Source organism: Burkholderia dolosa (genome assembly GCF_902499135.1).
GTDB lineage: Bacteria > Pseudomonadota > Gammaproteobacteria > Burkholderiales > Burkholderiaceae > Burkholderia > Burkholderia dolosa.
The window spans coordinates 1-11,557 of sequence record NZ_CABVPR010000104.1 but is presented as its reverse complement, the minus strand read 5'-3'; the positions used below and the strand labels follow the sequence as shown (position 1 = coordinate 11,557).

Sequence of the window (11,557 nt, the reverse complement as noted above, 5' to 3'; positions counted from 1 at the left end):
CGCGCCGAGGGCGGCGAGCAGCGCGGTCGACACGAGCGTGCCGCCGAGCGCGAAGAGCGCCGCGCGGCGCGACGCGGCCGCGATGCCGGCGACGATCAGCGCGCCGGCCCACGCACCTTGCGCGAACGTGGTTTGCGCGATGCCGGCGAGCAGTGCGGGGCCGAGCGACGCGGCGGCGAGCATGGCTTCCCCGGACGCGCCGTCGGTTTGCTGCGTCGCGACAAACGGCAGCCACAGCGCGCTCACCGCGATGCACGGGCTCGAGTACGGGCATTGACGCCAGTTCCTGAGCGGCGCGCGCATCGCGCGCTGCACGAGCGCGGCGCCGATCGCCGACGGCAACGCGAGTGCGATCGCGGCAAGCGGCCCCGGCGCAAAAACGACGGCTACCAGCGCCGCCAATGCGCCGTTGAAGCCGTGCAGCCCTCGTTCGATATCGCGACGCTCGGCGCCCGTCAGCGTCGCAGTCGAGTTGGCTGCTGCCGCGCCGGCCAGCGCTGCGCACGCGAGCCGCGCGTCGGTCAGCGCGAGCGCGGCGACCAGCATCGCGCCCGTGAACGCGTTCGCCTGCAGCACGATCTGGCCGATGCTGCGCAGCACGATGCGCACATCGATCGGACGAATGACAGGCTCGGTGACGGGCATCGGAACGCGGCGGTGAAACAGGACGAGCGCGAGCATAGGACACAATTCGCCGCACCGAAATAGGGAATGCTGGATAGTCAGGATTTGTGAGACGATCGCCCGATCGACCGGAACGATCGAGGAGGCGGAACAATGCGTGAAGTACGCTGGGCGTCGCTCGAGGGCGACGGAGTCGAACATCTGACGTTCAACCGTCGCGACGACGGCATCGTCGTGGAGAGCGCGGTGGTCGGGCAGCGATACGGCCGCGCGTACGGGCTCGCGTATCGCGTCGTGTGCGATCCGGAATGGCGCGCGCTTCATGCGGTGCTGAAGGTGATGGGCGGCGGCGTGCTGGAGCTGCGCAGCGACGGCGCCGGGCACTGGCGCGACGGCGCGGACCGCGCGTTGCCGGCGCTCGACGGTTGCATCGACATCGACATCGCCGCGACGCCGTTTACGAACTCGCTGCCGATCGGCCGCCTGAAGCTCGCGCGCGGCGAGCGACGGCCGATCGACGTCGCGTACATCGCGACGCCCGACCTGACGGTGACGCCGGTCAAGCAGGCGTATGCGTGCATCGAGCCGGGCCGGCGCTATCGGTACGAAGGGATTTTCCGGAACTTCACTGCGGAGATGGACATCGACGACGACGGGCTCGTCGTCGACTACGAGACGCTGTTCAAGCGCCTGCCCGACCCGCGCTGAACGACGCGCTGCGCCGGCCCCGGTGCAGCGCGCTCGTGCGCGGCCGCGAACCGGTCGATGCGCGCGGCGATCAGATCGGGGTCGCGCAGCACGACCCAGTGCGTGCCGTCGATTTCCTCGCGTACGTGCTCGCCGAGCCAGCGATCGAGGCCGATCGACAGCGCGGGCGTCACGTAGCGGTCGCGTACCGGCACGAGGATCTGCACCGGCGCCTGCGCATACCGGTCGCGCGGCCGTCTCGCACGCGCGATGAAGTTCGCGCGATACAGCTGCAGCCCGTTCAGCGCGTTTTTCAGTTGCGAAGGATCGCGTTCCGGACGCACGCGTTCGGTGAGCTGAAGCCAGCGCGGCCACAGCGCGGCGCCGCCGAGCCGCCAGACCAGCGACGGCACGATCGGCAGATGGAAGAACGCGATGTACCACGACTTCAGGCTCTGCTCGACCCGCATCTTCGCGCGGAACACGTGATCGAGACATGGCCCGGAGATCGACGTGTACGACGCGATCCGCCCGCGAAACGCCGGATCGGTCACCGCCTCCCAGCACTGGATCGCCCCCCAGTCGTGGCCGACGAGATGAAACGGCCGGCCGCCGCAGGTTGCGTCCGCAACGGCCTTCAGGTCGTCGGCGAGCTGCGCGAGCGTGTAGTCCGCGCGGCGGCGCGGCGCATCCGACGCGCCGGCGCCGCGCACGTCGTATGCGATCACGCGGTAGCGCTGCGCGAGCCGTGCGCGCACCGGCGCCCACACGGCCGCGGAATCCGGATAGCCGTGCACGAGGATCAACGGCGGCGCGCGACGCGGGCCGCTCACGTAGACCGCGAGCTTCACGTCGCCGGAGCGGACCGTCAGCATCTCGTGCGTGCGCGCCATCGGATCACGCCTGCACGACCGGATGCAGCGGCACGCGGCGCGGCGCCGCTTGCGCCGCGTAGCGCGCATTGGTGGCGTCGATGCTCGCGAGCAGTGCGTCGAGCCCCTGCAGGTACTGGTGGTTGTCGTGGTCCCACGGATGGAAGCCGGGGCGGAAGTAGTCGAGCCATTCGCGCGCGATGCTCGGGAACACGCCGGTACGCGGGCTGTACAGATACTTGACGAGGCGCCACATCCCGCCGAACTTGCCGTGTTCGCGACGATGCGCGAGCATCAGCCGCACGTGGAAGTCGAACACGATCGTCCAGAACATCACGGTCGTCACCAGCATCGTGCCGGTGCGCAGCAGATAGCTGCCGATCCCCGGCTTCATCACCGTGTTCCACACGTCGTACGAAACCGCCTTGTGTTCGGTTTCCTCCATCGCGTGCCACATCCACATCTGCCGATAGCCTTCGACCGAGCCGTCGATCCGGTGTTCGTGGCCCGACAGCAGCTGGTTCGCGAGGATCGCCGTGTAGTGCTCGAGCGCGATCGTGATCGCAAGCTGCATCGAATGCGGCAGCACCTTCTTGAAGAAGCCGAGGATTGCCCACAGCCGCTTGTCGAGCTTGTGCGCGGGCAGCCCGGACGCCTGCAGCAGATCGTTGTATTCGATGTGCTCGCGCGTGTGCATCGCTTCCTGGCCGATGAAGCCGAGCACCTGCTTCTTCAGCTCGGGATCCTCGATCCGGTCGCGGTAGTTGCGCACCGAATCCATGAAGAAGCGCTCGCCGGCCGGGAACAGCAGCGACAGCGCGTTCATGAAGTGCGTGACCGGTACGCCCTGCACGTGCCAGTCGCGCGCGCGTTCCGGCGGCAGCGCGAAACGGATGTCGCGCCGCACGGGCATCACGTTCGGGGTGGTCATGATCGTTCTCCCTGATTACCTGCGTTGTTGTACGTTGCGGGCAGCGGCGCGGCGGCCGGCGTGCCGTAGCGTGCCGCGCGGCGGCGGGCCTTCGCGGCCTCGCGGCGCGTCGCGAGCACGACCAGTGCCTGATAGGCGGACGGCAGGATGCGTGCCATCCAGTCCGCGCCTTTCGCGTCGCGGCCGATCAGCACGCGGCGCTTGTTCTTGCGCACGCCGGCGAGGATCGTGCGCGCGGCGTCGTCGGCGGTCGTGATGAAGAACTTCTCGAAGTCGTCCTTGCCTTGCTGTTCGCTCTCGACCATGAAGCCGATCATGTTCTTCGCGACGCGGCTCGACTGCGCGATGTTCGTACGGATGCCGCCCGGATGCACGCAGGTGGCCGACACGCCGCATTTCATCATGTCGAGTTCCTGGCGCAGCGATTCGGTGAAGCCGCGCACCGCGAACTTGGTCGCGTTGTAGCCGCTCATGCCCGGCTGCGCGAAGATGCCGAAGATGCTCGACGTGTTCACCACGTGACCTTCGCCGGACGCCTTCAGATGCGGCAGAAACGCCTTCGTGCCGTGCACGACGCCCCAGAAATTGATGTTCACGATCCACTCGAGATCGGCGTAGTCCATTCCTTCGATCGTGCTCGACAGCGCGACGCCCGCATTGTTGAAGATCAGGTTGACCTTGCCGTGTTCGCTTGCGGTGTCGTCGGCCCACGCGAACATCGCGTCGCGATCGCCGACGTCGAGCACGCGCGTCGTCACGCGGACGTTCGGCGCGGTCGCGCGGACGATCCGTTCGGTTTCCGCGAGACCGACGCCGTTCTTGTCGGCGAGCGACACGTGGCAGCCGGCCTGCGCGAGCTGCACCGCGAGCGAGCGGCCCATGCCCGAGCCGGCACCCGTGATCGCGGCGACCTTGTTGGCGAAATCCTTCATGTCGGTGGCTCCTTGTGGGACTCAGGCCGCTTCGGCCGAAGCGGAAGCGGCCGGCGCGGCCGCGGGCCGCGCGCACGCGTCGTGCGGCGCGCGATACGCGTGGTAATCGGCGATCGAGAAGCGCGCGGTCGCCTGCCGGAAGCGCCACGTGAAGCCCGGCCACAGCGTCGTGTTCTTGCCGGTGCGCGGGTCGAGATACCAGCTCTTGCAGCCGCCCGTCGACCAGATCGCCTTCTTCAGCTTGCCCTGCAGTTCGCTGTTGTATTGCGCCTCGACGAGCGGGCGGACTTCGATCGCGTCCGCGTGCTCGCGGCGCATCGCCTGCAGCGCGCCGAGGATGTACTCGATCTGCGATTCGATCATGAACACCATCGAGTTGTGGCCGAGGCCGGTGTTCGGGCCGACGATCATGAAGAAGTTCGGATAGCCGGGCAGCGTCGTGCCGAGGTATGCATGCGCGCCGTCGCGCCACGCGTCGACGATGTCGAGCCCGCCGCGGCCGATGATCGCGCCGCGCGGATACGGATCGGCGACCTGAAAACCGGTGCCGTAGATCAGGCAGTCGACTTCATGGCGCTTGCCGTCGGCCGTCACGACCGCGTCCGCTTCGATGCGCGCGATGCCGGTCGTCACCACGTTCACGTTCTTGCGCGACAGCGCCGGGTAGTAGTCGTTCGAGATCAGCACGCGCTTGCAGCCGAGCGTGTAGTTCGGCGTGACGATCTTGCGCAGCTCCGGATCCGGAATCTGCTTGCGGATGTGGCGCAGCGCGAGCTTCTGCACGTTCTTCATCAGCGAAGGATGGATCGCGAAGCCGAGCACGCGCGATTCGAGCATCCAGTAGATGCCGCTGCGCACGAGCTTCTGCGTAAACGGCAGCGTGCGGAACAGCCACTGTTCGAGCTTCGTCAGTTCGCGGTCGGGCTTCGGCATGATCCACGGCGGCGTGCGCTGGAACAGCGTGAGCTCCTTCACGCGTGGCGCGATCTGCGGGACGAACTGGATCGCGCTCGCGCCGGTGCCGATCACCGCGACGCGCTTGCCGTCGAGCGGATAGTCGTGGTCCCACTGCTGCGAGTGGAACGCGCGGCCCTTGAAGTCGTCGACGCCCGGAATCGCCGGCAGCGCCGCGCGCGACAGCCCGCCCATCCCGGACACCAGCACGCGCGCCGACAGCCGCTTGCCGTTCGCGAACGTGAGGCGCCAGCGCTGCGCGGCCTCGTCGTATTCGGCACGCTGAAGCTCGTGATTCATGCGCAGATGCGGGCCGATCCCGAAGCGCTGCACGCAGTCTTCCAGATACGCGCGGATTTCCGGCTGCGGCGCGAACATGCGCGTCCAGCGCGGATTCGGCGCGAACGAGAACGAATAGACGTGCGATTGCACGTCGCACGCGCACCCGGGGTAGTGGTTGTCGCGCCACGTGCCGCCGACCGACGCGGCCTTCTCGAGGACGACGAAGTCCGACACGCCTGTCTGCCGCAGGCGGATCGCCATTCCGAGACCGGCGAAGCCGGTGCCGATGATGGCGATGTCGATGGCTTCGTCCGGGCGGTCATCGCCGGGCGGGCCGAAGGGCAACGTGCGAGCATTCATCCGGGTGTCTCCGATCTGGCTCATTTTTCACTGTGACATTGAATGATGTAACGATAGTGCGTGAACGGCGAAACCGCAAGGGGCTAGAAGCGCCGCTCTAGGCGCGCAAAGCCGCGCGGGAAAAGGCGGAGCGCGGTTTGGAACGATGTCGTTTCCGCCCTGCGGAAACGATCGAAAGCGCCGTCGAACGGGCGCGGCGGGAAGCAGCCGACGCCGGGTGCGGGCGTCGATGCGTTTGAAACGGAGTCAGGCGCGGCCCGTTCGGGCGGCGGTCTCGTGGAAAACCCCCGCCACGATCGTGACCTGCGCGAGTGCATACAGGCCCCAAATCAGATAGTCGATGCCGGAGAAGCCGCCGAGGAATCGCTCGACGCCGATCAGCGTGTCGGAGCCGACGAAGATCAGGCTGCCCGCGGCAATCTGCGGGCCGCGCGTACGGGCCGCGAGCGCGACGCTTGCCATCGCGCACAGCACGAGCATGTATACGGCGACCGGCGCGCGCAGCTCGCCGAGGTGCGGGAAAAACACCGCGTAGAACGCTGGCGCCGCGGTCCACAGTACGGCGAGCGCGGCGATGCGTACGCCGTGCGGCCGCGCGCGCCAGCGGATGAAGAGCGCGCAGTAGCACAGGTGCGTGATCAAGAATGCGCCGAGGCCGCCGACGAACGACAGCGGCCATCGAGGCAACGCGAGCAGCACGTCGCCGAGCACGGCGGTCGCGAGCGCCGCGCATAGCCAGCGCCGTTCGCGCGGCGCGCCGCACGTGCTGCCGGCCGCGAGCAGCAGAATGCCCATGGCCGCTTTCGCGACCGGTTGGCCCGGATACGGCGCGACGGCCAGCGACAGTCCGTACAGCAGCGCGGCCGCGACGGCGAGCGGCCAGAGCCGGCGGTAAGCAGCGGGGAGCGGGGAGGTCACGGCGGGCGTCTCCGGTTTGTTTTTCGTTCGCAGCGGGCGGTGCGTCGTGGGCTGCGCGGGTGCCGCGCATTATCGCGAAGAACGGGCGGCGGCAAGTTGGCGAATTCTTCTAGGCGGGCGCGGTGCCGGTGGGGGTGGCCCGGCGGTGCGGGCGGGATCGGGATGTGGTCGGATACGGCGCGTGCCGATGCCAGCACGATCGACCATACTCGGCGCGACGCGCCAGCCGCGGGCCGATATCACGCGCGCGCGGCGGCCGCGCGGGCGGAAGCGGGCGGCGCCGGTCGCAGCGGCACGGCTCCGGATCGACGTGGCCGCACATGTGATGCGTTCCGATATCCGCACGGCTGCGCGACTGCGTGACTACACGCCCGAACGCCCGAACGCCCGAACGCCCGAACGCCTGAACGCCTGAACGCCTGAACGCCTGAACGCCTGAACGCCGGAACGCCGGAACGACCGAACGACCGAACGACCGAACGACCGAACGACCGAACGACCGAACGACCGAACGACCGAACGACCGAACGACCGACGACCATACCCAGCGCGACAGCCGCCGGCCGGCTATCGCGCTCGCCCGCGTCGCCGCTCCCGCAACACCACGTCACGCGCATCGGCACGAATCCGTGCCCGCGTAAAACGAAAAAACCGGCGGGCCATCCGCCCGCCGGCCTTCCGGATTCGCACCGATGCGCTACTTTGCCGCCACCGCGGTCGCGACGCGCTTGTCGGTCCACGCGTTGTCGGCGACGCTGAGTTTCTGCGGAATCAGCTTCGCCGCGTAGAACGCGTCGGCGACGCGCTGCTGAACGGCGACGATCCTGTCGTCGATCGGCACGGCGCCGAACGGCACGCGCTTGATCCACGTCTCGACGAGCGGTTGCGGCAGGCCGACCTTCGGCGCGAGCAGCGCGGCCGTATCCGCAGGATGACCGTTCACCCACTGACCCGTTTCGCGCGCCTGCTTCAGGATCGCGCCGATCACGTCCGGGTGCTGCTGCGCGAAGTCGCGCGTCGCCTCGTAGAAATTGTTCGTCGGCGTGAGACCCGTATAGTCGGACAGCGTACGCACCTTCAGCGCATTCTGTGCGGCTGCATAGTACGGGTCCCATACCGCCCACGCGTCGACGTTGCCGCTTTCGAACGCGGCGCGCGCATCGGCCGGCGGCAGGTACACGGGCTGGATCTCGTCGTAACGCACGCCGGCCTTCTTCAACGCCTCGAGCAGCAGGTAGTTCGCGCTCGACCCTTTCTGCAGCGCGACCTTGCGGCCGCGCAGATCGGCGAGCGAACGGATCGGCGAATCGCTCTTCACGAACACCGCTTCGTTGTGCGGCGCCGGCGGCTCCGCGCCGACGTACACGAAGTGCACGCCGGCCGCCTGCGCGAACACGGGCGGCGGCGCGCCCGTGTAGCCGAAGTCGATGCTGTTCGCATTCAACGCCTCGAGCAGCTGCGGGCCGGCGGGAAATTCGAACCACTGCACGCTGTAGCCGAGCGGCTTGAGCCGTGCCTCCAGCGAACCCTGCGCCTTGACGATCGCCAGCAGGCCGGCCTTCTGGTAGCCGACGCGGACGATCTTGTCGGCACCGTCGAGCGCGAACGCCGACGATGCGGACAGCGCGACGAGCGCGAACGCAGCCAGGCGGACGATGCGGCGGGTGAAACGGGTCATCGGGCAACTCCATGCGAAATGTCTTCGGAAGCGGCGTCGGCCGCTCGGTTGGAAGAATCGTCGCATGCGCGCTCGCGCCCGCAAACGAAGCATTGCCGATATGAATATGACGGCCGCGCGCCTATGCTTCGCCGTCGTCCGGCGCGGGCGCGCCGGACTGCCGGGCGGCTTCGTCGCTCAGCTTCTTGTCGAGGATCGTCGCGACGCGGCCGCCGAGATACGCGCTCGCCGCGTTTTCGAGCGCGCGGTTCATCTCGCCTTCGACGAACACGTTGGCAAGCGGACGCAGCCGCCAGATCGCGTCGACGAGCGCGGGCACGTCGGTCGCCGGCGGCAGCGTGCCGGCGTCGTAGCGGTCGAGCCGCTTCACGACGAGATCGACGAGCAGACGCGCCACCGCGTCGAAATGCGGCCGCGCGAGGCCGATCACGTCGAGCAGCTCGCGCGGCGGGATGCCTTCCTTCGTCATCGCGGCCGCCGCTTCGAGCAGCGCGGGGCTCTTCGCGACGAACGACAGACCGCGCCGCTCGAGCAGCCCGAGCTCGGTCGCGCGCGCGAGCTGCGCGGGCGTCTGCGGGCCGAACATCTGCGTGAGCGCGGCGAGCGAATAGGTTTTCGGCCGTTCGTGCGACCAGCGGCCGCCGATCGCGTTTTCGAGTCCGAGGATCGAGCGCAGGTCGTGCCCCTCGTCGATCGCCTTGATCAGATCCTGGATGTTCGCGAGCGTATAGCCGCGCGCGAGCAGATGGTTGATCAGCTTCAGCCGCGCGACGTGCGTGTCGTCGTAGATGCCGACGCGTCCGCGCTTCTCCGGCGGGGCGAGCAGCCCGCGATCCTGATACGCGCGCACGTTGCGCACGGTCGTGTCGGACACGCGCGCGAGCTCGTCGACCGTGTATTCGTTGCGGGCGTCCGCCGCGGTTTCGTCGGCTGGGGAGTGGGTCTGTTTCGGCATGCGGGCATTCTAGCGCGACGCGCCGGGCGCGGAAGACGCAGGCGGCGCGGGCAGCGAGCGCGCGCCGTCGCCGAGCGGGCGCTGCATCAGCGCGGTGTCGATCCAGCGGCCGTGCTTGAAACCGACCGCCTTCAGCACGCCGGCCGGCTCGAAGCCGAACGCCCGGTGCAGCGACGTCGAGCCGCCGGTGCCGCCATCGGCGATCACCGCGATCATCTGCCGCCACGGGCCGGCCTCGCAGCGCTCGATCAGCGCCGCGAGCAGCGCGCGGCCGATTCCGCGGCCGCGCTGCGTGTCGTCGATGTAGATCGAATCCTCGACCGTATGGCGATACGCGCTGCGCGTGCGATACGGCGTCGCGTACGCATAGCCGGCGACGCGGCCGTCGCATTCCGCGACGAGATACGGCAGCCCGTGGCGCAGCACCGCGTCGCGGCGCGCGCCGAGCTCCGCGACGTCGGGCGGCGTTTCTTCGAACGACGCGACGCTGTGGCGGACGTGGTGCGCATAGATCGCGTGGATCGCGGCGAGATCGGCGTCGGTCGCGTCGCGAACGAGGACGGCGCAGGCGGGAGCAGTGGACATGGCGGCGATGCGGGCGGATGAAACCGCTACTATGCCGGCCGCGCGGCATAGCGGTAAAGCGGTCCGTCCGGCATCCCGAAAATTGATCGCGATCAGCAACAACGACGGATCGGCTCAAGTTTTTTGCAGGCAAACCGTAATCCAGATTTGCCGCGGATCGATTCGCCGCGGTCCTTTCCCGCTCACGTGCCGTCATGAACCTGAACGCCCTGTTTTCCCGTTTCTCGATCCGCACGCGGATCTTTTCCACGCTCGGTCTCGTCGCCGTGCTGCTCGTCGTGTCCGGGCTGATCGGCCTGGCCGGCATGCAGAGCTCGAACCGCGCGCTCGACGAAGCCTATACGCGACAGCTCGCCGCGAAGACCGCGCTGTCCGCCGCGAGCCTGAACCTGACGATCGTGCGTACCACGCTCGACCGCGCGATGCTGCATCCGGAGGCGCCGGACGTGCCCGAACTCGTGAAGAAGGCCGAAGGCTATCTCGCGAAGGCCGACGCGGCGTGGCGCACGTACGCGGCGATGCCGCACGACGGCGACGAAGGCCCGCTCGCGAGCCGGCTCGACGCGGCGCGGCAGGCGCTGATCGGCCAGGCGCTGAAGCCGATGATCGACGCGATCCGCGCCGGGCGCCGCGACGACGCGGACCGGCTGCTGATGACCGTCGCGCCGCCGCTGTCGGTCGCGCTCACGCAGGCGAGCGACGCGCTCGACGCGTACCAGGCGGCGCGCGGCAAGGCCGTCTTCGACACCGCGCAGACCTACTACGGCTGGATGCGCACCGGCGCGATCGCCGGCATCGCGTTCGGCCTTGCCGCGTGTCTCGGCTGCGCGATCGGCCTGCATTTCGCGATCACGCAGCCGGTGAACCGGCTGCTGTCGCATTTCCGCCGGCTGTCGGACGGCGATCTGACGTCCGAAGTGCGCTGGTCGTCGCGCGACGAGATGGCCGAGCTGGTGAAGGGCGTGACGGGCATGCAGCGCAGCCTCGTCGACACGGTGCGCCAGGTCACGCAGGGCTCGGAGGCGATCTCGACCGCGACGCACCAGATCGCGGCCGGCAACACCGACCTGTCGCAGCGCACCGAAGAACAGGCGGCCGCGCTGCAGCAGACAGCTGCGAGCATGGAGCAGCTGACCGCGACCGTGAAGCAGAACGCCGACCACGCGCAGGAAGCGCAGGCGTGCGCGGACGACGCGAGCGAGATCGCGTCGCGCGGCGCGGCGGTCGTCGGCGAGGTGATCGGCACGATGAACGAGATCGACCGGAGTTCGCAGAAGGTCGCGGACATCATCGGCACGATCGAAGGGATCGCGTTCCAGACCAACATCCTCGCGCTGAACGCGGCCGTCGAAGCGGCACGCGCGGGCGAGCAGGGCCGCGGCTTCGCGGTGGTCGCCGGCGAAGTGCGCACGCTCGCGCAGCGTTCGGCGTCGGCGGCGAAGGAGATCCGTACGCTGATCGGCGAATCGGTCGAGCGCGTCGCGAACGGCTCGCGGCTCGTCGGCGTGGCCGGTGCGACGATGCAGGACATCCAGCAGGCGATCGGCCGCGTAACCGGGATCATGGCCGAGATCGCGGCCGCGTCGAACGAGCAGCGCGACGGCATCGAGCAGGTGAACCGCGCGGTGTCGCAGATGGATCAGGTGTCGCAGCAGAACGCGGCGCTCGTCGAGCAGGCGGCAGCGGCCGCCGCGTCGCTCGAGGAGCAGGCCGACGGACTGCGCCGCGCGGTCGGCGCGTTCCGCGTCGCGTGACGCCGCGTCGCGCGGCGTACCGAGC

11 protein-coding genes are annotated in these 11,557 nt (G+C 68.9%); 2 read left to right on the top strand and 9 right to left on the bottom strand.

Annotated elements, in window-relative coordinates:
* Positions 1-645 (bottom strand): urea transporter (locus BUB20358_RS26960; protein WP_174905154.1); only part of this gene is annotated, 645 nt, incomplete at its 3' end.
* Between the two features lie 132 nt (positions 646-777).
* Between BUB20358_RS26960 and BUB20358_RS26955 the strand changes: the two genes are divergently transcribed.
* Positions 778-1,332 carry a putative glycolipid-binding domain-containing protein gene (locus BUB20358_RS26955; protein ID WP_006766105.1) on the top strand — a complete coding sequence of 185 codons (555 nt, stop codon included), beginning with the start codon at positions 778-780 and terminating at the stop codon, positions 1,330-1,332.
* Here the strand turns inward: BUB20358_RS26955 and BUB20358_RS26950 are convergent.
* From BUB20358_RS26950 to BUB20358_RS26915, 8 genes are all read right to left on the bottom strand, one after another.
* A complete protein-coding gene (locus BUB20358_RS26950; protein ID WP_035975311.1) occupies positions 1,293-2,204 on the bottom strand; it encodes an alpha/beta fold hydrolase in 912 nt (303 codons plus the stop codon). The two genes, BUB20358_RS26955 and BUB20358_RS26950, sit on opposite strands and share 40 nt — an antisense overlap.
* 4 nt (positions 2,205-2,208) lie before the next feature.
* Positions 2,209-3,114, bottom strand: coding sequence for a metal-dependent hydrolase (locus tag BUB20358_RS26945; RefSeq protein WP_035974274.1), 906 nt, complete (start codon positions 3,112-3,114; stop codon positions 2,209-2,211).
* A complete protein-coding gene (locus tag BUB20358_RS26940; protein WP_006766102.1) occupies positions 3,111-4,046 on the bottom strand; it encodes an SDR family NAD(P)-dependent oxidoreductase in 936 nt (311 codons plus the stop codon). Before BUB20358_RS26940 ends, BUB20358_RS26945 begins: the two co-directional genes overlap by 4 nt.
* Positions 4,047-4,067: 21 nt before the next feature.
* The gene (locus BUB20358_RS26935; protein ID WP_035975309.1) at positions 4,068-5,642 is read right to left on the bottom strand and encodes a flavin-containing monooxygenase; all 1,575 of its coding nucleotides are present in this window, start codon (positions 5,640-5,642) and stop codon (positions 4,068-4,070) included.
* Positions 5,643-5,888: 246 nt separating this feature from the next.
* Entirely contained in the window at positions 5,889-6,560 is a 672-nt protein-coding gene (locus tag BUB20358_RS26930) for a lysoplasmalogenase (RefSeq protein ID WP_006766100.1), read from the bottom strand.
* A gap of 697 nt (positions 6,561-7,257) precedes the next feature.
* The gene (locus tag BUB20358_RS26925) at positions 7,258-8,238 is read right to left on the bottom strand and encodes a sulfonate ABC transporter substrate-binding protein (RefSeq protein WP_035974271.1); all 981 of its coding nucleotides are present in this window, start codon (positions 8,236-8,238) and stop codon (positions 7,258-7,260) included.
* Positions 8,239-8,359: 121 nt separating this feature from the next.
* Positions 8,360-9,193, bottom strand: a complete 834-nt coding sequence (locus tag BUB20358_RS26920; RefSeq protein WP_006766098.1) for a MerR family transcriptional regulator — start codon at positions 9,191-9,193, stop codon at positions 8,360-8,362.
* A gap of 9 nt (positions 9,194-9,202) precedes the next feature.
* Positions 9,203-9,778 (bottom strand): GNAT family N-acetyltransferase, encoded by a 576-nt coding sequence (locus tag BUB20358_RS26915; protein WP_006766097.1) that lies wholly within the window; start codon positions 9,776-9,778, stop codon positions 9,203-9,205.
* A gap of 194 nt (positions 9,779-9,972) precedes the next feature.
* Between BUB20358_RS26915 and BUB20358_RS26910 the strand changes: the two genes are divergently transcribed.
* Positions 9,973-11,532, top strand: coding sequence for a Tar ligand binding domain-containing protein (locus tag BUB20358_RS26910; protein ID WP_035974270.1), 1,560 nt, complete (start codon positions 9,973-9,975; stop codon positions 11,530-11,532).
* Positions 11,533-11,557 lie beyond the last annotated feature (25 nt).